The 20811-nt window shown below is 70.2% G+C and carries 22 protein-coding genes; 18 read left to right on the top strand and 4 right to left on the bottom strand.

All coding sequences use genetic code 11. The features are described 5' to 3' along the window. Positions 1-15: 15 nt before the first annotated feature. A complete protein-coding gene (locus tag CLV67_RS20405) occupies positions 16-378 on the bottom strand; it encodes a hypothetical protein (RefSeq protein WP_106320727.1) in 363 nt (120 codons plus the stop codon). 1 nt (position 379) lies between these two features. After that, the gene (locus CLV67_RS20400; RefSeq protein ID WP_106320725.1) at positions 380-643 is read right to left on the bottom strand and encodes a hypothetical protein; all 264 of its coding nucleotides are present in this window, start codon (positions 641-643) and stop codon (positions 380-382) included. A 362-nt stretch (positions 644-1005) separates the two neighbouring features. Here CLV67_RS20400 and folP point away from each other — a divergent pair, with 362 nt between their 5' ends. From folP to CLV67_RS20360, 8 genes are all read left to right on the top strand, one after another. After that, complete coding sequence (folP, locus tag CLV67_RS20395; protein WP_106320723.1) at positions 1006-1821, top strand: dihydropteroate synthase; 816 nt, start codon at positions 1006-1008, stop codon at positions 1819-1821. After that, positions 1818-2180 carry a dihydroneopterin aldolase gene (gene folB, locus CLV67_RS20390; protein ID WP_106320721.1) on the top strand — a complete coding sequence of 121 codons (363 nt, stop codon included), beginning with the start codon at positions 1818-1820 and terminating at the stop codon, positions 2178-2180. Before folP ends, folB begins: the two co-directional genes overlap by 4 nt. Further along, on the top strand, positions 2177-2698 hold the full coding sequence (folK, locus tag CLV67_RS20385) for a 2-amino-4-hydroxy-6-hydroxymethyldihydropteridine diphosphokinase (protein WP_106320719.1): 522 nt from the start codon (positions 2177-2179) through the stop codon (positions 2696-2698). The genes folB and folK overlap by 4 nt, the downstream gene beginning before the upstream one ends. Positions 2699-2757: 59 nt before the next feature. Beyond that, positions 2758-3225 carry a DUF3180 domain-containing protein gene (locus CLV67_RS20380; protein ID WP_106321314.1) on the top strand — a complete coding sequence of 156 codons (468 nt, stop codon included), beginning with the start codon at positions 2758-2760 and terminating at the stop codon, positions 3223-3225. A 128-nt stretch (positions 3226-3353) separates the two neighbouring features. Continuing rightward, positions 3354-4589 carry an ABC transporter permease gene (locus tag CLV67_RS20375; protein WP_106320717.1) on the top strand — a complete coding sequence of 412 codons (1236 nt, stop codon included), beginning with the start codon at positions 3354-3356 and terminating at the stop codon, positions 4587-4589. 4 nt (positions 4590-4593) lie between these two features. After that, positions 4594-4887 (top strand): hypothetical protein, encoded by a 294-nt coding sequence (locus CLV67_RS20370; protein ID WP_106320715.1) that lies wholly within the window; start codon positions 4594-4596, stop codon positions 4885-4887. 47 nt (positions 4888-4934) lie between these two features. Beyond that, positions 4935-5426: a hypothetical protein gene (locus CLV67_RS20365; RefSeq protein WP_106320713.1), complete on the top strand. Its 492-nt coding sequence runs from the start codon at positions 4935-4937 to the stop codon at positions 5424-5426. 132 nt (positions 5427-5558) lie between these two features. Continuing rightward, positions 5559-6818: a hypothetical protein gene (locus CLV67_RS20360; protein ID WP_106320711.1), complete on the top strand. Its 1260-nt coding sequence runs from the start codon at positions 5559-5561 to the stop codon at positions 6816-6818. A gap of 4 nt (positions 6819-6822) precedes the next feature. On the opposite strand, the gene CLV67_RS20355 is transcribed toward CLV67_RS20360, so the two are convergent. Together CLV67_RS20355 and CLV67_RS20350 are read right to left on the bottom strand one after the other, a co-directional pair. After that, a complete protein-coding gene (locus tag CLV67_RS20355) occupies positions 6823-7947 on the bottom strand; it encodes an NADH-quinone oxidoreductase subunit D (RefSeq protein ID WP_106321311.1) in 1125 nt (374 codons plus the stop codon). Between the two features lie 17 nt (positions 7948-7964). Continuing rightward, positions 7965-8945, bottom strand: a complete 981-nt coding sequence (locus CLV67_RS20350; protein WP_106320709.1) for an SAM-dependent methyltransferase — start codon at positions 8943-8945, stop codon at positions 7965-7967. Positions 8946-9228: 283 nt separating this feature from the next. Here CLV67_RS20350 and CLV67_RS20345 point away from each other — a divergent pair, with 283 nt between their 5' ends. From CLV67_RS20345 to CLV67_RS20300, 10 genes are all read left to right on the top strand, one after another. Further along, a complete protein-coding gene (locus CLV67_RS20345; protein ID WP_106320707.1) occupies positions 9229-10119 on the top strand; it encodes a Rossmann-like and DUF2520 domain-containing protein in 891 nt (296 codons plus the stop codon). Then, on the top strand, positions 10091-10924 hold the full coding sequence (gene panC / locus CLV67_RS20340) for a pantoate--beta-alanine ligase (RefSeq protein WP_106320705.1): 834 nt from the start codon (positions 10091-10093) through the stop codon (positions 10922-10924). Before CLV67_RS20345 ends, panC begins: the two co-directional genes overlap by 29 nt. After that, on the top strand, positions 10924-11352 hold the full coding sequence (gene panD, locus CLV67_RS20335; RefSeq protein WP_106320703.1) for an aspartate 1-decarboxylase: 429 nt from the start codon (positions 10924-10926) through the stop codon (positions 11350-11352). The genes panC and panD overlap by 1 nt, the downstream gene beginning before the upstream one ends. An 89-nt stretch (positions 11353-11441) precedes the next feature. Further along, positions 11442-12347 carry a septum formation family protein gene (locus tag CLV67_RS20330; protein WP_106320701.1) on the top strand — a complete coding sequence of 302 codons (906 nt, stop codon included), beginning with the start codon at positions 11442-11444 and terminating at the stop codon, positions 12345-12347. A 62-nt stretch (positions 12348-12409) separates the two neighbouring features. Beyond that, positions 12410-14104, top strand: a complete 1695-nt coding sequence (locus CLV67_RS20325) for an L-aspartate oxidase (protein ID WP_106320700.1) — start codon at positions 12410-12412, stop codon at positions 14102-14104. A gap of 55 nt (positions 14105-14159) precedes the next feature. Then, positions 14160-15062: a carboxylating nicotinate-nucleotide diphosphorylase gene (gene nadC, locus CLV67_RS20320; RefSeq protein WP_106320699.1), complete on the top strand. Its 903-nt coding sequence runs from the start codon at positions 14160-14162 to the stop codon at positions 15060-15062. 93 nt (positions 15063-15155) lie between these two features. After that, on the top strand, positions 15156-15914 hold the full coding sequence (locus CLV67_RS20315; RefSeq protein WP_106320697.1) for a type III pantothenate kinase: 759 nt from the start codon (positions 15156-15158) through the stop codon (positions 15912-15914). Positions 15915-15965: 51 nt separating this feature from the next. Beyond that, the gene (gene lysS, locus CLV67_RS20310) at positions 15966-17474 is read left to right on the top strand and encodes a lysine--tRNA ligase (RefSeq protein ID WP_106320696.1); all 1509 of its coding nucleotides are present in this window, start codon (positions 15966-15968) and stop codon (positions 17472-17474) included. A 95-nt stretch (positions 17475-17569) separates the two neighbouring features. Continuing rightward, positions 17570-17926 (top strand): histone-like nucleoid-structuring protein Lsr2, encoded by a 357-nt coding sequence (locus tag CLV67_RS20305; RefSeq protein WP_093619447.1) that lies wholly within the window; start codon positions 17570-17572, stop codon positions 17924-17926. Between the two features lie 347 nt (positions 17927-18273). Next, on the top strand, positions 18274-20799 hold the full coding sequence (locus CLV67_RS20300) for an ATP-dependent Clp protease ATP-binding subunit (RefSeq protein ID WP_106320694.1): 2526 nt from the start codon (positions 18274-18276) through the stop codon (positions 20797-20799). Positions 20800-20811: the final 12 nt, after the last annotated feature.

Here is a 20811-nt window from a genome sequence, read left to right as displayed (position 1 = left end):
CGACCTGGCAACTGGTCATACCAACTCCTCCCGGACGCGGATGCGAGTGGCGACAAGTCGGGGATCGCGCTGTTCCACGGCCGGCTCGCGGGTGCGGCGCCAGTCGGTGAGCGCGGTGCGGATGACGACGCGGGCCGGTCGGTCCGGGTCGACATGCCGGAACACGTACGAGGTCGACACCATGGCGAGGGCGATCTCCCAGGCCGGGAACGGGTCGAACTCGAGCGTGAGCGCGTAGTGGATGGCCATGAAGAGCGGCACTAGAACGACGAACATGCCGTACTGCGCGTAGGGCAGGTGTACGGGCAGTGTGTAGCCGGGCGGGCCGAGGTAGACCAGGCGCGCCCGGTAGATGTCGTCGTCGGTCCGGAGCCGCATCTCAGTTGAAGATCAGGTCGATGATCGACTCGCCGACGAAGAACAGCGTCGCGGCGCCGGCGATGAACGCCAGGCCCACGATCGCGATCGCCGAACTGGTGAGGACCTTCGAGATCTCACCTCTGCTGGCCCGGCCGATGAAGATCACGCCGAGCACCGCGAGCAGGATCGGAGCGATGTTGCTCGCGAAGAAGGTGACGATGCCTTCGGTGTTGATGCTGCCTGATGGCTCTGCCGCCAGGATGGCGATCTCGGTGGCGATCATCGGTAAACCTCCCGGTGTCCGTGGGGGGTACGGACACGCTGCAGTTGTGAAGCCGTACGGCAACGCCCATATGGTGCTACCTCTGACTCACCGCGTCGAGTGAGCCGTTCGGGCACTGCCATGCTCGTCTCTGCTCTCTTCGGTCACTTCATGATGCCCAGTTCCGAAGAGTACGGCCCGTACTTGCGAGCAACAAGCGCCCGTTTCGTTACCCAAGGTGAAGGAGTGCGTGATTCACAGTCACACGGCATCGTACGCCTGTTCGAATCACCCGTGCCCCGTACCCTTCACGTGTGTCCAATTCGCCGACAGACGCGCAGCTCACAGGGGCTGAACTGCTTCGCCGGGATCACCCGGTCGTGATGGGTGTCCTCAACGTCACGCCGGACTCCTTCTCTGACGGTGGTAGATACACCGGTGTCGACGCCGCGGTTCAGCACGGTGTCTGCCTTTTTCAGGAGGGCGCGCACGTCATCGACGTGGGTGGCGAGTCGACCCGGCCGGGCGCCGAGCGCGTGGACGCGCAGACCGAGATCAGCCGGGTCGTGCCGGTGATCGAGCGGTTGTTCGCCCAGGGCGTACCGGTCAGCATCGACACCACCCGCGCGGCGGTCGCCGAGGCCGCGCTGAAGGCCGGCGCCGTGGTGATCAACGACGTCTCCGGCGGCCTGGCCGACCCGGACATGGCGTCGGTCGCCGCCGCGGCGGGCTGTCCGTGGATCCTGATGCACTGGCGTGGCCACTCCCGCGACATGCAGCGGCTCGCCGTCTACGACGACGTGGTCCGCGAGGTCCGCGACGAGCTGCGGGCCCGCGCCGACGAGGCGGTCGCGGCCGGTGTCGACCCCGGCATGATCGTGCTCGACCCGGGCCTCGGCTTCGCCAAGCTGCCCGAGCACAACTGGGCGCTCAGCGCGAACCTCGGCAGTCTCGTCGGGCTCGGCTTCCCGGTCCTCTTCGCGGCCAGTCGCAAGACGTACCTGGGCCGGCTTCTCGCCGGACCGGACGGCACGCCGCGGCCGGTGGACGAGCGCGAGGCGGCGACGCTGGCCACCTCGGTACTGGCGGTCGCCGCCGGCGCCTGGGGCGTACGGGTCCACGAGGTGCGGGCGACCGCCGACGCGCTCGCCGTCTGGCGGGCGACGGGCTCACCCCGACTGGGAACGGAGAACAGATGAACGGGCGGATCACCCTCACCGGGCTGCGGGCCAAGGGCAACCACGGTGTGTACGACTTCGAGCGCGAGCAGGGCCAGGACTTCGTCGTCGACGTGACCCTGGACCTGGACCTGGGCCCGGCCGCGCGCAGTGACGACGTCACCGACACCGTTCATTACGGCGAGCTCGCCACGGCACTGGCCGGGGTGCTCACCGGCGAGCCGGTCAATCTGCTGGAACGGCTCGCCGACCGGCTCCTCGACGTGTGCCTGGCCGACCCGCGGGTGCAGGCCGCCGAGGTGACCGTGCACAAGCCACAGGCACCGATCCCGCACGAGTTCGCCGACGTGGCCGTGACCGTGCGCCGGATCCGCGGGTGACCCGCGCCGTGCTGTCCGTCGGCAGCAACCTCGGCGACCGGCTCGCCCACCTGCGTGCCGCGGTCACCCTGCTGACCCCTGTGGAGGTCTCCGGGGTCTACGAGACACCGCCGTGGGGGGACGCCGCGCAGCCGTCGTACCTCAATGCGGTCCTGATCGTGGACGACGTCACGGTGACCGCCCGGGAGTGGCTGACCCGCGCACAGGCTTGCGAAGCGGCCGAGGGCCGCGTCCGGGACCCGGAGCGCCGCTTCGGGCCGCGCACCCTCGACGTGGACGTCATCGCCGTGCGGGACGACCGCGGGACGCCGGTCGTCGACGACGATCCCGAGCTGACGCTGCCGCACCCGCGCGCCCACCTGCGTGCCTTCGTGCTGTTGCCGTGGCACGCGGTCGAGCCGGACGCCGAGCTGCCCGGCCACGGCCCGATCGCCGCCCTGCTGGACACGCCGGCGGTCACGGCCGATCTCGCCGGTGTGACGCCGCGTCCGGACCTGTCGTTAGAGTCGATGGAGTGAGCGTCAACCCAGACGGCGGTTCCCCGCGCCGGACCGACCCCTCCCTGCGGCCGACGAGCATGTCGACGCTGGTGGTGGCCGCCCTCGTGGCCGCCGCCGTGGCGTGGCTGCTGATCTCCACGAACGACCTCTTCTACCGCATCTCACCGCTGCCGTGGACCGGCGCCGGGGTGCTGGCCGTGCTGGCGGTGGCCGAGGCCTACCTGGCGCAGAACACGAGTGCCCGCATCCAGCGCAAACCCGGCTCGCTGCCGGTGCACGCGCTGTCGGTGGCCCGGTTCGCCGCTCTGGCCAAAGCGTCCTCGCTGGTCGGCGCGCTGTCCGGGGGGTTCACCGCGGGGCTGCTCGTCTGGCTGCTGCTGGAGCCGACCGACGAGGCCGCCTCCAGCGTCCCGGTCGCGGTCACCACACTGGTCGCCGCGGTCGCCCTGATCGGCGCCGCGCTCTGGCTGGAGCGGGCCTGCCGCGTACCGGAGGACCCCGACCGGAGGGACGACCGCTCCGATCCGCCGGCAGCCGCGTACTGACGATCTTCGAAGAGACTTGTGCTCTGAACTGACATGGTCTCGGATCCGTATGCTTTGCGGCGGGCGGGGACGAAGCCGGAGTAGCGTGCGCCTCGAACCGCTCGTGGAGGCGTAAGGAGGCGCGGACCATGGCGTACGACGACACCACCTTCCGCCGGACCGGTGACGAGACCACCGAGTCCGATCCGGCCGCCTACCGGCGCCGGGTGCAGTACGACGACACCGCCGGCACCACGCTCGACCAGTCGCTGCGCAGCCCCGTGACCGCCACCGGGGCGACCCAGTCTGCCGAGGAGGACGGGCGCGACCGGCTCGGCATCCACCTCAGCTGGGAGGTCATGCTCCTGGTCGCCGCCGCGGTCATCGGCTTCCTGCTCCAGCGCGAGGACTCGGCCGCCCTGCAGCGCCCGGCTCTGGACGCGCTGCTGGTCACCGGCGCCTCGATCGGTCTGCTCACCCTCGGCGCGGGCCTCACCCTGCGGGCCGGCGTGCCCAACCTGGCGATCGGGCCGATCGCTCTCGCGGCCGCCGTGCAGTACGCCGAGAACAGCGACAAGGGCCTGGTCCAGGCGATCGTCCCGGCGATGATCGTCGCCGCGGCCGCCAGCCTCGCGGTCGGACTGATCGTGACCGTCCTGCACGTGCCCGGCTGGGCCGCCACCCTGGCCGCCGCCTTCGGCGTCATCGTCTACATCCAGCTGCGGCCCGGCCCGGTGAACGTGCAGGGCGACTGGGACCCGACCAGCCAGGCCTTCCTGCTCTTCGGCGGCTTCGCGGTGCTGGCCGTGGTGGGCGCCGGGCTCGGCGCCATCGGCCCGGTGCGCCGCTTCCTCGGACGGACCCGGCCCACCGGTGACCCGGCCCAGCGGCGCGGCGTCACCGCCGCGGTCCCGGCGATGCTCACGCTGCCGCTTTCGTCGCTGTTCGCGACCGGCGCCGGTGTGCTGATCGCGGCCGGCGCCGACGGCCCGATCGCCCCGGAGACCGGGTTCGAGTGGACCGGCATCGCCATCGGACTGGCCCTGCTCGCCGGGACCAGCGCCTACGGGCGGCGTGGCGGCATCTTCGGCACCCTGTTCGCGGTCACCGCGCTGACCCTCTTCCTGCGTTATCAGGTGCTGCTCGAGCTCGACATCGCGCTGTTCGCGATCGCCGGCTCGCTGATGGTGGCCGGTCTGGTGGTGACACGCTTCGTCGAGTCGTACGGCAGCCCGTACGCCGGCCGCACCCCCGAGGAGTGGAACGCGGCACCGTCCGGCGGCGCCAACTGGTCGCCGACCCTGCCGGAGACCTGGAACACGCCGGCCACCCCGGCCCCGCGCAGCGACCGTTGGGACGACGGGCCGTGGGGCGCCAACCGCTGAAAGTATGCTTTCGGACATGACCTCGCCCAGCTTCGCCGAACTGGACGCCCTGCCCACCGACACTCTGCGGGAGCAGGCTTTCGCCAAAGCCCGCGCCAAGCACGACGTCGCCTTCTTCTGGTCGGTGCTGGGACACCTGCCGGACGCCGGTGACGCCGCCTCGCTCGACGGTGCGCCCAACTCGATCGGACCGACCGTGGACGAGGCGGTCGCCCTGTGGCGCGAATTCGAGGGGCGCGACCTCGGTGCCCAGGAACCCCTGCTGCGGGCCGCCTTCATCGACTATCTGAGCAGATAGCGACAGTCGTCGTTTGAAACTGAGTGTCCGCTGGGAATTTGGCGGGCATGGCTCTCGGTAACCGTTACAAGACCGCACCCGGTGCGGGAACACTCGCCGCACTGATACTCGTCCTGGTCTTCGGCAGCCCGTGGTACGCGGACTGGGCCCAGGAGAACACGAACCCGGCCACCGCCGGCGGATGGTGGCTTCGTCTGCTGGCGTGGCCGGCCTGGAGTTTCGACACCGACGACTCACTGCGCGACGTGATCGTCGGTGACCTCAAGGCGATCCTGGTCGTAGTGCTGACCTTCGTCTTCCTCTACCTGCTGCCCGGTTCACAGCTGGCCCGGGCCCGCGGCACGGTCAGCCAGTTCCTGGCCGGCTGGGCCGCTTACATCTTCGCCGGGGCGTTCGCCGCCCTGTTCGCGACCCTGTTCCTCACCAACCCGTCGCTGCTCGGCGCCTTCAACGCGGCCGGTTCCGGCGCGGGGTACGGCTTCTTCGTCGGCTGGATCATCGGCCTCGCCTCCCTCGGCGGCTGGCGCGGCACGCGCTGACGGCTTCTCACCGCTGCCCGGTCATCGGGGCAGCGGTGAGAAACAGCCGGGTTTCCGCTGGAGGCTGACCGAACGTGCCGTACCGGGTTCAACTATTTTGTCGGAGACGTGCTCTCGGTAACATCTGCGGCCATGCCGGAACGGGACGACCAAGCGGGACACAGCGTGCGGCTGCTCCGTGGCCTCGTCTGGGCGGGCGTGGTCCTCGCCCCGATCGCGGCCGCCGTGGTGCTGATCGGTGGCAACTCCAACACGGTTCGCTTCGCGGTGCTGCTGATAGCCGTCAGCGTGGTGCTGATCGGCGCGTCGGTGCTGATACGCAGCGATCCCGAGCTGCTCCGGATGGACGTGGAGGATCGGGTCGCCCAGGAGGTCGACGCGGTGCGCCGCGAGTTGCGGGCGGAGTTCGCCAACGCCTCGCCGGCTCCGCAGGCCGACACCCGGCCGCCGTTGACGCCGCGGAACCCGGGCGGACACGCCCCGGTGTACGGCGGCGGCTTCGAGCCCGAACCCTTCGTCGCCCAGCAGGAGTTCGTTCCCCAGCAGGAGTTCGTTGCCCAGCAGGAGTTCGTCGCCCAGGAGGAGTTCGTTCCTCAGCAGGAATTCGTGGAACGGACCAAGTTCGTGCACCAGCCGGAGCCGGTCATGGCCTCCTACGGCGGACCGCCGGAGAACGGCTATGAGTACGACCAGTCCGGCTACGACGAGTCCGGTTATGACCAGACCGGCTACGACCAGGCCGGCTACGGGTACGACGACGGGTATCAGAGCGAGCAGCCCTACGAGCCGGAGGTCCCGGTGCGGGCGACCGGCGGCCGTGCCTCGGTCCCCGGCATCGTCCGGCCGGTCTCGCCGGCTCAGGTCAGTCAGGGCTTCCCGGCACAGACCAGTCAGGGCTTCCCGGCGCAGACCAGTCAGGGATTCGCCGCGCAGACCAGCCAGGGATTCGCCGCCCAGGCGAGTGTCGGCCGGGCGAGCGCGGCCGTACCGCCGCCGTCCCCACCGGTCGCCCGTGCCTCCGCGGCCGCGTCGGTCCCGATGACGCCGCCGGCCGTCCCGCTCGGGCAGCCGGTGCCCCGGCCACGGGCCGCGGCCGCCGTACCACCGCCGCCCGGTCCGAACGGCATGATGGCCGCGCCCGGCCCCAACGGCATGATGGCGCCACCGGCCCGCGCGGCAGCCTCCGTCCGTCCCGGCACGCAGTACGGACGCCCGGAGGCCCCCGACGGCGACTTCGGGGCCACGAACGGGTACGCCGGTGCCAACGACCCCGACACCAGCGCCGAGTACAAGGCCCGCCGGCACCGGCCGTCCGCGAACGACACCAACGTGGGCACCCTCGCCGACTTCGCCAACTACCCCGGGTACGACAGCAGCGCCCAGAACTGGTGACCGGCTACTTGTCGATGTCCCCGACCACGAAGAACATCGAGCCCAGGATCGCGATCAGGTCGGGCACGAGGCAGCCCGGGATGAGCGTGGCCAGCGCCTGCACGTTGGCGTAGGACGCGGTCCGCAGCTTGAGCCGCCACGGCGTCTTCTCACCGCGGGACACCAGGTAGTAGCCGTTCACCCCGAGCGGGTTCTCGGTCCACGCGTAGGTGTGCCCCTCGGGAGCCTTGACCACCTTGGGCAGCCGCACGTTGACCGGGCCGCCGATGCGGTCCACGCGGTCCAGGCACTCCTCGATCAGGTCGAGCGACACGAGGACCTGTTCGAGCAGCACCTCGAAGCGGGCGTGACAGTCGCCGGACGTCCGCGTCACCACCGGCACGTCGATCTGGTCGTACAGCAGATAGGGCTCGTCCCGGCGTACGTCGAAATCCAGACCGCTCGCCCTGGCCACCGGGCCGGACGCGCCGAAGGCCGCGGCGTCGGCCGCGCTGAGCACGCCGACGCCGACCGTGCGCGCCATGAAGATGTCGTTGCGCCGGATCACGTTGTCGAGGTCCGGCATCCGCCGCCGGACCGCCGCGACCGCCTGCCGGGCCCGTTTCGTCCAGCCTGCCGGGATCTCCTCCTTGAGGCCGCCGACCCGGTTGAACATGTAGTGGATCCGGCCGCCGGAGACCTCCTCCATCACCGCCTGCAGCGTCTCGCGCTCGCGGAACGCGTAGAACATCGGCGTGATCGCGCCGATCTCCAGCGGGTACGAGCCGAGGAACATCAGGTGGTTGAGCACCCGGTTCAGCTCGGCCAGCGTCATCCGCAGCCAGGTGGCCCGTTCCGGCACCTCGATGCCCATGAGCCGTTCGACGGCGAGGACCACGCCCAGCTCGTTGGAGAACGCCGACAGCCAGTCGTGCCGGTTCGCCAGCATGATGATCTGCCGGTAGTCGCGCACCTCGAACAGCTTCTCGGCACCGCGGTGCATGTATCCGACGATCGGCTCGCAGGCGACCACGCGCTCGCCGTCGAGGGTGAGCTTGAGGCGCAGCACGCCGTGCGTCGACGGGTGCTGGGGCCCGATGTTGAGCACCATGTCGGCCGTGTCCAGGCCGGCGCCGGTGCCGACCGTCATCTCCCGCAGCGAGTCCGTCACCCGAGCATCGTGCCACGGTCGCTCAGGCCGATGCTGTGCCACAGCCACCAGTGTCCGCCGAGTCCGGCGGGATCGGTCAGCTCAGCGGCCGCCCCGGCGGTGCTCAGTGCCCGGAGATAGCCCGCCGGATCGCTGCGCGCCAGGTCGAGGGACGGCCGGGAACCGTCCACACCGAGCGCCCGCAGCGCCTCCCGCTGCCGGACCATCCGATGCGGAGTCCCGGCCGCGCACGCCACCGAGTCCATCGCCACATGTGCCGTCACGTCGCAGCGCCCGTCCGGGACGGGCGTGACCTGCCTGCCGTCGCGGAACCCGGTCAGCGTCCCGAACACCGGCCGCCCGGCCTTGACGTGCCCGTAGTCCACACACAGCGCCGCGCCCCTGTGGACGGATTCGACCGCCTGCGCCCAGGCGGCGTCGCGTGGCGCCCCGATCTCGATCCGGCCCGTGCCCGGCCACCAGCGGCTGATCCAGAACAGCTCGGCGGGGTCGGCCGGCGGTCCCAGCGTCTCGGCGCCGGTCCCGCGGTCCACGAGGACCTTGCGCAGCCGTCCGTCGTCGTCCGTCTCCACGATGTCGAGCGGCACGTTGTCCAGCCACTCGGTGGCCACCAGCAACCCGGTGATCCGTTCCGGGACGTCCCGCCGCCAGTGCACGGCCGGATCCAGGCCGGGTGGGCGGGGCGCGACCTCGACGCCGGTCACGTTCAGCCGCCCGCGCAGCTCGGCCGGCAGCATCGCGAGCAGCGCGATGATCAGTTCGCCGCGACCCGCGCCGACATCCACCAGGTCGAACGTCTCCGGTCGCCCGAGCGCCTCGTCGAGCCGCCCGACGAGGCGGGCAAGCGCAGCGGCGAACAGCGGCGAGGCGTGCACGCTCGTCCGGAAGTGATCGGCGGGGCCCTCGCGTTCCCGCACGAAGAACCCGTCACTGCCGTAAAGAGCCGCCTGCATGGCCAGCCGCCACCCGATAGCCATGCCGTCACCCTAGGCCTCTCCACCATCACCCTCATCTCGTACGCCACGCGCCGCACCCCGCTCGGCGGGGCGTACCCGAGGGCGGGTCGTCCGGGGGCGCTCGGCGGTCACGGGGGTACGGCCGGCGGGCTCAGAGCGGACGGTGGATGGCCGATTCTGGGGTGGGCGCGACCGGGGTCGCATCGATGCCGGTGCGGTTATTCACACGTGGTTGTCACCGGCCTGTGAACGCGGCGCATACTGGCGCTCGACCGGTACCCCTACACGAGGACTGGATCCACGGATGAACGCTTTGACCGTCGGCGTCGTCGGCGCCGGCCGGGTCGGTGCGGTGCTGGGCGCGGCTCTGAACGCGGCCGGGCACCATGTGGTCGCCGCCGCTGCCGTCTCCGCCGCATCCCGTGAGCGGGCCGCCCGCCTGATGCCGGACGCGGCGATCCTCCCCGCTGACGAGGTGGCCCGCGCGGCCACCGATCTGCTGCTGCTGGCCGTCCCGGACGACAACCTGGCCGCGGTGGTCGCCGGACTCGACCGGACCGGCGCGCTGCGCAACGGGCCGGTGGTGGCGCACACCTCAGGGGCTCATGGACTCGCCGTGCTGGGCGATGTGAACGGCATGGCCCTGCACCCCGCGATGACCTTCACGGGCGCGGACACCGACCTGGGCCGGCTGCCCGGGATCGCCTGGGGCGTGACCGCTCCGGACCGGGTCTTCGCCACCCGGCTCGTCGCCGACATGGGCGGGGTGCCCGAGTGGGTGGCCGAGGAGTCCCGGCCGGTCTATCACGCGGCCCTGGCGCACGGCGCGAACCACATGGTCACCCTGGTCAACGAGGCGGCCGACCTGCTACGGGCGGCCGGCGTCGGCGAACCCGGCAGGGTGCTGACACCGCTGCTGACCGCCGCGCTGGACAACGCGCTGCGGATGGGTGACGCCGCGCTGACCGGTCCCGTGTCCCGCGGCGACGCCGGCACGGTCGCCAAGCACCTGGACCGGATGCCGGCCGACGCCGTGCCCGCCTATCTGGCGATGGCCCGCCGCACCGCGGACCGGGCGATCGCCTCCGGCCGCCTGCGCCCGCAGGACGCGACGGCCCTGCTCGACGTCCTGGCGCGGGCGGCGCACCAGGAGAAGGGAACGACCCGTGACCGCACTGGCGCACACCCGCGCTGACCTGGCCACCGCGCTGGACGGGGTGACCGGAGAGATCGCCGTCGTGATGACGATGGGCGCGCTGCACGAGGGACACCGGGAGCTCATGCGCCGGGCCCGGGAGCGGTCCGCGTTCGTGCTCGTCACGATCTTCGTGAACCCGCTGCAATTCGGGCCGGGCGAGGATTTCGAGAAGTATCCGCGGACCCTCGACGACGACCTGGCCGCCTGCCGGGCGGAGGGTGTCGCGCTGGTCTTCGCGCCGAGCCGGGACGACGTCTACCCGCATGGGGCGCCGTCGATCACGATGCATCCGGGCGAGCTGGGCGAGATCCTGGAGGGCGCGAGCCGGCCCGGGCACTTCTCCGGCATGCTCACGGTGGTCGAGAAACTGCTGCTGCTCACCCGCGCTGACGTGGCGTACTTCGGCGAGAAGGACTTCCAGCAGCTGGCGCTGATCCGCCGGATGGCGCGCGATCTCGAGCTGCCCGTCGAGATCGTGGGCGTGCCGACCGTACGCGAAGCCGATGGTCTTGCCCTGTCGAGCCGCAACCGCTTCCTGTCGCCGGACGACCGCATCGCCGCGCTGGCGCTTTCCCGCGCCTTGCGCGAAGGGGCGGCGCACGGCGATCCCGACGCGGTCCTGGCGGCTGCCCACAAGATCCTTTCCGAGGAGCCGGGCGTACGGGTGGACTACCTCGCGCTGACCGGTTCGGATCTCGGACCGGCCCCGGACGAGGGTCCGGCGCGCCTGCTGGTGGCCGCCCGGGTGGGTGGCACCCGGCTCATCGACAACGTTCCGCTGACTCTGCAGAAGGGCGCCTGATGCTCCGGACCATGCTCAAGTCGAAGATCCACCGTGCCACGGTGACGCAGGCGGACCTGCACTACGTCGGCTCGGTCACGGTCGATCTCGATCTGCTCGAGGCGGCCGATCTGATCCCCGGCGAGCAGGTGGCGATCGTCGACGTGACGAACGGGGCGCGCCTGGAGACGTACGTGATCCCGGGCGAACGGGGCAGCGGCGTGATCGGCATCAACGGTGCGGCGGCCCACCTGGTGCATCCGGGTGACCTGGTCATCCTGATCTCGTACGGGCAGATGGAGGACGCCGAGGCGCGGGCCCATCAGCCGCGGATCGTGCACGTGGACGCGGACAACCGGATCATCGAGCTGGGTGCCGACCCGGCCGCCGCGGCCGCGGGCATGGCCGGTGACCCGGTGCGTGGAGACCTGACCCTGAGCGCCGTGTAGCTCTTCATCGATTTCACCTCCCGCGCCTGAGATGTAGCCATATAGTCGGCGAATCGGATATAGCTGCCGAGGCTCGGGAGGCACGGCCCATGCGATTCCGATGGGGGATGGTCGCAACCGCGGCGCTGCTCGCCGTCGCCGGATGTGGCGGCGGCGGAGATGTCGACGGCGATCTGACCAATGATTGGGGTGCCATGGCTCCGGCGACCGGCTTCGTGCCGGTCGCCGAGACCTGTCATCTCTCCAACTTCGCCGTCTCCGGGCCGCGGGCCACCTACGAGGAGACCGACTGCGGAGTCCCGCACCGGACCGAGACCGTCTTCGTCGGCGAGTTCACCGCGCCGGCCGCCGACGCCGCCGAACCACCGGCCGGCACCTCCGCCGGCGCCCGCGCGGCCTACCAGGTCTGCGATCAGAAGACGACCGAGTACGTCGGCGGCCCGTGGCGTCACGCCCGGCTCTGGATCGGCGTCACCCAGCCGTCCCCGGCGGCGTGGAGCGGCGGCAGCCGCTGGTTCCGCTGCGAGGTGGTGGAACTCGACTCGATCGAGAACGACGGTGCCCTCATCCAGCGGACCGGCAGCCTGCGCGGCGCGCTCGCCGACCCCACGTCCGACCTGCTGCTGACCTGCTACCGCATCGAGCTCGACAAGGCCGGGGCGATCACCTCGATGCCGCCGGCCGACTGTGCGAAGAAGCACAACGCCGAGTTCGCCGGGATCTGGAACGCCCCCGCCAAGGCCGCCTATCCCAAGGGCGACGCCGCCTGGGAGGAGTTCCACGAGGGCTGCCGCGGCGTGGCCGCGAAGTACGCCGGGATACCCGACGACGAGAACCTCCAGTACCGCACCGGTGTGGTGTCGCTGCCCGGCAACGCCGACGTCTGGGCGCACGGGGACCACGGTGTGCGCTGTTACCTCTGGCTGGACGGGGCCGAGCTGACCGGCTCGCTCAAGGGCAAGGGGACGAAGGCCCTGCCGGTCCAGTACAAGTAACGGTTACCACTGATCGCGCCCCCGCCGTGACGCAGCCGTACGGGCGGAGTGTACTGAAACACATGTCACCTCTCGCGGATCTCCCGGCGCTGCCCCGCCGGCTCGCCGCCGCCGAGCCAGGCTGGACCGAGACCACCGACGTCGTCGTGGTCGGCTCCGGCATCGCGGGCCTGACCGCTGCCCTCTACCTGCGGGAACAGGGTCTGCACGTCACCGTCGTCACCAAGGTCAACATTGATGACGGCTCCACCCGGTGGGCGCAGGGTGGCATCGCGGCCGTTCTCGACCCGCTGGACACCCCGCAGGCCCACGCGTACGACACCGAGATCGCCGGGGTCGGCCTCTGCGACCCGGCCGCCGTGCGGGTGCTCGTCGAGGAGGGCCCGGCCCGGATCCGTGAGCTGATCCGCCGCGGCGCCGAGTTCGACCGCAACCCCGACGGCTCGCTCATGCTGACCCGCGAGGGCGGCCACCGCGCCGATCGGATCGTGCACGCCGGCGGCGACGCGACCGGCGCCGAGGTGCAGCGCGCCCTGCACGAGGCGGTCCGCCGCGACCCGTGGATCCGGCTGGTCGAGCACGCGCTCGTCCTCGACCTGCTGCGCGCAGCCGACGGCCGGGCCTGCGGTATCACCCTGCACGTGCTCGGCGAGGGCAGCGAGGACGGCGTGGGCGCGGTGCTGGCCCGGGCCGTGGTGCTGGCCACCGGCGGTATGGGCCAGATCTTCTCGTCCACCACGAACCCGTCGGTCTCCACCGGCGACGGCGTGGCGCTCGCGCTGCGGGCCGGCGCCGAGGTCACCGACGTCGAGTTCGTGCAGTTCCACCCCACCTCGTTCGTGAGCTCCGGGACCGCGGGAGCGGGTTTCTCCCGTGGCCCCACCTCGGGATTTCCCCCGGTGGACCCGGTACAGCGTCCGCTGATCTCCGAGGCGCTGCGCGGTGAGGGCGCCCACCTGATCGACGAGGCCGGCAAGCGGTTCATGGTCGGGCAGCACGAGCTGGCCGAGCTGGCGCCCCGCGACGTGGTCGCCAAGGGCATCTACCGGGTGCTGCGGGCCACCGGGGCCGACCACGTCTACCTGGACGCCCGGCACCTCGGCAGGGAGTTCCTGGAGGGCCGCTTCCCGACCATCATGGCGTCGACCCGGGCCGCAGGCGTCGACCCGGCCACCGACCTGATCCCGGTCGCGCCGGCCGCCCACTACGCCTCCGGCGGCGTCCGTACCGACCTGCACGGCCGCACGAGCATCGACGGGCTGTACGCGTGCGGTGAGGTGGCCTGCACCGGCGTGCACGGCGCGAACCGTCTGGCCAGCAACTCGCTGCTGGAGGGCCTGGTCTTCGCCCGCCGGATCGCCGACGACATCGCCCGCGAGCTACCGCCGCCGGCCGAGCCGGTGCGCGCGGCCGCCGGCCCGGCCTGGGTCGTCGACCCGGCCATCCGTACGGACCTGCAGCGGGCCATGACGCGCGGGGCCGGGGTGCTGCGTTCCGCCGACTCGCTCGAGACCGCGGCCAAGGAGCTGGCCCGCCTGGCCGAGCAGCGGGCCAAGCCGAACAACGCGGCGTGGGAGGTAACCAACCTGCTGACCGTCGCGGCCACGCTGGTGGCGGCGGCCGGCAGCCGCCGCGAGACCCGCGGCTGCCACTGGCGCGAGGACCACCCGAACGCGGCCGACGAGTGGCGCGGCCACCTGCTCAACGCGATCCGCCCCGACGGCGTTCTCACCCAGGACTTCCAGGAGATGTCGTGATCGACTGCACCGCAGCGAAGCAAGGGCCAGGAGAGCACGACGAAGGAGACACAGCGTGACGCTTTCCCCCGACGAGCCCCTTCCCGGCGACGAGGTTCCGGTCGAGTTCCTCGGACTCGACCTGGCCGAGGTACAGCGGATCGTGCTGACCGCCCTCGTCGAGGACCTCGGCGACCCGCCGCGTGACGTGACCAGCGAGTCCACCATCCCGGCCGCCCAGACCGACACCGCCGAGCTGGTGGCCCGGGCCGACGGCGTGGTGGCCGGCCTGCTCGTGGCCGCCGAGGTGTTCGCCGCCACGAGTGGCGGCGCGGCGAGCTTCGAGGCGCGGGTGAGCGACGGCGACCGGGTACACCGCGGCGACGTCCTCGCCGTGATCACCGGGCCGTCCCGGGCGCTGCTGACCGCCGAGCGCACCGCGCTGAACCTGCTGTGCCGGATGTCCGGCGTGGCCACCCACACCCGCCGATGGGCCGACGTCCTGCAGGGCACCAGCGCCACCGTGCTGGACACCCGCAAGACGACGCCGGGGCTGCGGGTGCTGGAGAAGTACGCGGTCCGGGCCGGTGGCGGCACCAACAAGCGCATGGGCCTGTACGACGTCGCCATGATCAAGGACAACCACAAGCTGGCCGCGGGGAGCATCACCGCGGCGTACGAGCTGGTGCGCGCCACCTTCCCGGACGTCTCGGTGCAGGTCGAGGTGACCACGCTCGCCGAGGCGGAGGAGGCGGTCGCCGCCGGTGCGGACTTCCTGCTCTGCGACAACATGACGCCGGAGCTGCTGACCGAGGTGGTGCGCGCGGTGGGGGACCGGGTCGAGCTGGAGGCGACCGGCAACCTGACCCTGGAGACGGCGGCCGCCTACGCCGCGACCGGCGTCGACTATCTGTCGGTGGGCGGGCTGACCCATTCGTCACCGATCCTGGACATCGCCCTGGATCTCCGGCCGCGCTAGACGGGTGGTGCCACCACGGGACCGTCCCGGTGCTTCTGGAGGACTCGTGGCCGTACAGAATAAGGGTCTTGATTTTGATTCTTAGGGGCCTCCGTGCTGCTCTGCATTGACATCGGAAACACCAACACCGTGTTGGCGACCTTCGACGGCGACAAGCTGGTGCACAACTGGCGGATCAAGACCGATGGCGCCGCGACCGCCGACGAGCTGGGCCTGAAGTTCCGTGGCCTGCTCGCCGGTGACGCCGTGGAGATCACCGGTGTGGCGGCCTGCTCGACCGTGCCGGCCGCCCTGCGCACCCTGCGCACCATGCTGAAGCGCTACTACGACGACGTTCCCAGTGTGATCGTCGAGCCGGGCGTGAAGACCGGGGTGCAGCTCGCGATCGACAACCCCAAGGAGGTCGGCGCCGACCGGGTGGTCAACACCTTGGCCGCGCACGCCCTCTACGGCGGACCGTCGATCGTGGTCGACTTCGGCACGACGACGAACTTCGACCTGATCAGCGCGAAGGGCGAGTTCTTGGGCGGCGCGTTCGCCCCGGGCATCGAGATCTCGTTCGACGCGCTCGCCGCGCGGGCCGCCCAGCTGCGCAAGGTGGAGCCGACCAAGCCGCGCTCGGTGATCGGCAAGAACACCGTGGAGTGTCTGCAGGCCGGTCTCTACTTCGGTTTCGCAGGTCAGGTGGACCGGATCGTCGAGCGGATGATCGAGGAGATCGGCCAGGTCAAGGCGGTGATCGCCACCGGCGGTCTGGCCTGGCTGGTGAAGGACGAGTGCCGCACGATCACCGCCCACGAGCCGATGATCACGCTGATCGGGCTGCGGATGGTATATGAGCGGAACGTCTGAGCCCGCCTGAGTAGGCTTTCGAGGTCCCAGCACCGAGAAGGAAGTCTTGCCGTGACCGAGCAGAACACGCCAGCGATCGACCCCGCCGAGGACCTTCCCGAGCAGATGCGGGTCCGCCGGTCGAAGCGGGACCGGTTGCTCGCCGAAGGGCTGCCGCCCTACCCGGTCGAGGTCCCGCGGACCGACGAGATCGCCGCGATCCGCGAGCGCTACGCGGATCTGGCCACCGACACCGCCTCCGGCGACAAGGTGTCGATCACCGGCCGGGTGATCTTCGTGCGCAACGGCGGCAAGCTCTGCTTCGCCACGCTGCGGGCCGGTGACGGCTCCGAGATCCAGGCGATGTTCTCGCTGGACAAGGTCGGCGAGAAGTCGCTGGCCGACTGGAAGAGCCTGGTCGACCTCGGCGACCTGGTCGCGGTCACCGGTGAGGTGATCACCAGCCGGCGGGGTGAGCTCTCGGTCCTCGCCGATTCCTGGGCGATGAGCGCCAAGGCTCTGCGTCCCCTTCCGGTCGCGCACAAGCCGCTTTCCGAGGAGACCCGGGTCCGGCAGCGCTATGTCGATCTGATCGTGCGCCCGCAGGCGCGCGACGTGGTGCGGACGCGGGCCACCGTGGTGCGCAGCCTGCGTGAGTCGCTGTTCCGCCGGAATTTCCTCGAGGTGGAAACGCCGATGTTGCAGTTGCTCCACGGCGGCGCCGCGGCGCGTCCGTTTGTGACTCACAGCAACGCACTCGATACCGATCTTTATCTGCGGATCGCTCCGGAACTGTTTTTGAAGCGCGCTGTGGTCGGCGGCATCGACCGGGTCTTCGAGATCAACCGCAACTTCAGGAATGAGGGCATGGACTCCACGCACTCGCCGGAGTTCGCCATGCTCGAGGCCTATCAGGCCTATGCCGACTACAACGTGATGCAGGCGCAGGTGCGGGAGTGGATTCAGGAGGCCGCGTTCGCGGTGTCCGGATCGCATGTGGTCACCCACCAGGACGGCACCGAGGTCGACCTGGGCGGCGAGTGGAGGCAGATCACACTTTTCGGCGCCATCTCCGAGGCGCTCGGCGAGGAGGTCACCATCGAGACCGACCTGGCCCAGCTGCAGCGGTACGCCGACAAGGTGCAACTGTCGGTCGACCCGAAGTGGAGCGCCGGCAAGCTGGCCGAGGAACTGTTCGAGCACCTGGTGACCGACAGCCTGCAGGCGCCGACCTTCGTCCGGGACTTCCCGGAGGAGACGGCGCCCCTGACCGCGGGCCACCGCACCACTCCGGGCCTGACCGAGAAGTGGGACCTCTACGTCGGCGGATTCGAACTCGCCACCGCCTATTCCGAGTTGGTGGACCCGGTCGTTCAGCGCGAGCGGTTCCACGCGCAGTCGCTGCTCGCGGCCGGTGGCGACCCCGAGGCGATGCAGCTGGACGAGGATTTCCTGCGTGCCATGGAGTACGGAATGCCGCCGTCCGGTGGCATGGGAATGGGAATCGACCGGCTGTTGATGGCGCTCACCGGCCTGGGCATTCGGGAAACGATCCTCTTCCCCCTGGTTCGGCCGGAGTAACAATTACCCACCCGCCATTGACGGGTCATGCGTCCCTAGCGTTATTGTCTTCCCATTGCTGGGGAGAGAACCTGTGTTCGGGAGGATAACGGCGCGTGGCCAAGCAGATCATTCACAAGCTGGTCGATGACATCGATGGTGTCGACGCCGACGAGACCGTGAAGTTCGCGCTCGACGGTATTCAGTACGAGATCGACCTCTCGGAGAAGAACGCCGCTAAATTGCGGGAGGTCTTCGAGCCCTACCTGAAGCACGGTACGAAGGTCGCCCGCGGCGGTGTCGTGGTCGGTGGTCGTGCGGCTCGTGGTCGTGGCGGAGCGACCGCGGACCGGGAGCAGAACAAGGCGATCCGGGAGTGGGCCAAGAAGTCGGGCAAGGAGATCTCCGACCGCGGCCGCATCCCGCAGGAGATCGTGGACGAGTTCCACGCCAAGGGTCCCGGCCGGGCCTGATTTCCCGGTCCGGCCTCGGAGAGGGCGCCCCGACGACGTCGGTGGCGCCCTCTCCGCGTTTAGCCGTCGGCCGCTCCACAACCTCACTACGGTTATCCACAGGCGTGGACAGAGTTGTCCACAGCCTGTGGATCGGCAGGATTTCGCTGTACGCGTACACGTTCGGGTGGGGGAACAGCCGCTGAGCGTGCGAAGTTGGCTTAATCAACGTTGCGGATCGTCTCCAAGGGTCGCGAGGACCCGGCGGATGCCGCCAGCGGCGATAGAGTTACAGCACGGGCATCACCGATGCCCGTGCGCTGGCCCCGCCAGTTCATTGGCGCACGGCACGTGAGGAGCACGAGGGCATGTTCGAGCGGTTCACCGACCGAGCGCGACGGGTTGTCGTCCTGGCCCAAGAAGAGGCCCGGATGCTCAACCACAACTACATCGGGACCGAACACATCCTGCTCGGCCTGATCCACGAGGGCGAGGGCGTCGCCGCCAAGGCTCTGGAGAGCCTCGGTATCTCCCTCGAAGGGGTCCGGCAGCAGGTCGAGGAAATCATCGGCCAGGGGCAGCAGGCGCCGAGCGGGCACATCCCGTTCACGCCGCGCGCCAAGAAGGTGCTCGAGCTCTCGCTGCGCGAGGCGCTCCAGCTCGGCCACAACTACATCGGCACCGAGCACATCCTGCTCGGCCTGATCCGTGAGGGCGAGGGCGTCGCCGCCCAGGTGCTGGTCAAGCTCGGCGCCGACCTCAACCGGGTCCGCCAGCAGGTGATCCAGCTGCTCTCCGGTTACCAGGGCAAGGAGCCGGCCGCCGCGGGCACCGCGACCGGCGAGGCCGCACCGTCCACGTCGCTCGTGCTCGACCAGTTCGGACGCAACCTGACGCAGGCCGCCCGCGAGGGCAAGCTCGACCCGGTCATCGGCCGGGAGAAGGAAATCGAGCGGGTCATGCAGGTGCTGTCCCGGCGTACCAAGAACAACCCGGTCCTCATCGGCGAGCCCGGTGTCGGCAAGACCGCCGTGGTCGAGGGCCTGTCGCAGTCCATCGTCAAGGGCGAGGTGCCCGAGACGCTGAAGGACAAGCAGCTCTACACACTCGACCTGGGCGCCCTGGTGGCCGGTTCCCGCTACCGCGGTGACTTCGAGGAGCGCCTGAAGAAGGTGCTCAAGGAGATCCGCACCCGGGGCGACATCATCCTGTTCATCGACGAGATCCACACGCTCGTCGGTGCGGGCGCCGCCGAGGGCGCGATCGACGCGGCCAGCATCCTCAAGCCGATGCTCGCCCGCGGTGAGCTGCAGACCATCGGCGCGACCACCCTCGACGAGTACCGCAAGCACCTGGAGAAGGACGCGGCCCTCGAGCGTCGCTTCCAGCCGATCCAGGTCGGCGAGCCGTCGCTGGCGCACACCATCGAGATCCTCAAGGGTCTTCGCGACCGTTACGAGGCGCACCACCGGATCAGCATCACCGACGCCGCCCTGGTCGCGGCCGCGACGCTGGCCGACCGGTACATCTCCGACCGGTTCCTGCCGGACAAGGCGATCGACCTGATCGACGAGGCCGGCGCACGGATGCGCATCCGCCGGATGACCGCGCCGCCGGACCTCCGTGACTTCGACGAGCGCATCGCCCAGGTCCGCCGCGACAAGGAGTCCGCGATCGACGCGCAGGACTTCGAGCGGGCCGCGCAGCTGCGTGACAAGGAGAAGCAGCTGCTGGGCCAGAAGGCGCAGCGGGAGAAGGAGTGGAAGGCCGGCGACCTCGACGTCGTGTCCGAGGTCGACGACGAGCAGATCGCCGAGGTTCTGGGCAACTGGACCGGCATCCCGGTCTACAAGCTGACCGAGGAGGAGACCTCCCGCCTGCTGCGCATGGAGGACGAGCTGCACAAGCGCGTCATCGGCCAGGAGGACGCGGTCCAGGCCGTCTCCAAGGCGATCCGCCGCACCCGGGCCGGTCTGAAGGACCCGAAGCGCCCCTCCGGCTCGTTCATCTTCGCCGGCCCGTCCGGTGTCGGTAAGACCGAGCTGTCCAAGGCGCTCGCCGAGTTCCTCTTCGGCTCCGAGGACGCGCTGATCCAGCTCGACATGTCCGAGTTCCACGACCGCTACACGGTGTCCCGCCTCGTCGGTGCCCCTCCCGGCTACGTGGGTTACGACGAGGGCGGTCAGCTGACCGAGAAGGTGCGTCGTAAGCCGTTCAGCGTGGTGCTCTTCGACGAGATCGAGAAGGCCCACCCCGACGTCTTCAACACGCTCCTGCAGATCCTGGAGGACGGCCGCCTGACCGACGGTCAGGGCCGGATCGTCGACTTCAAGAACACGGTCATCATCCTCACCACCAACCTGGGCACGCGTGACGTGGCCAAGGCGGTGTCGCTGGGCTTCCAGGCCTCCGAGGCCGAGGAGTCGAGCTACGAGCGGATGAAGATCAAGGTCAACGACGAGCTGAAGCAGCACTTCCGCCCCGAGTTCCTGAACCGTATCGACGACACGATCGTCTTCCACCAGCTGCGTGAGAAGGAGATCCTCCAGATCGTCGACATCTTCACCGCCCGCATCGAGGGGCAGCTGAAGAACAAGGACATGGGCCTGGAGCTGACCGACAACGCGAAGCGTTACCTGGCGGCCAAGGGCTTCGACCCGGTCCTCGGTGCCCGGCCGCTGCGCCGCACGATCCAGCGCGAGCTGGAGGACACCCTGTCCGAGCAGATCCTCTTCAACGAGCTGCGTCCCGGCCAGATCGTCGTCGTCGACTGCGAGGGCGACCCGGTCAAGTTCGAGAAGGCCAAGCTGGTCTTCAAGGGCGCCGAGAAGGGCGTGACGGTGCCCGACGCGGTGCCGGCCGACCTCGGCGTGACGACCACCGAGGAGTCGTAGGAAATCGGCGTG

Origin of the sequence: Actinoplanes italicus (assembly GCF_003001815.1) — a bacterium.
In the GTDB taxonomy this organism is placed as follows: domain Bacteria; phylum Actinomycetota; class Actinomycetes; order Mycobacteriales; family Micromonosporaceae; genus Actinoplanes; species Actinoplanes italicus.
Note: the sequence above shows the minus strand (reverse complement) of the source record. Positions and strands in the feature narration are given on the sequence as shown.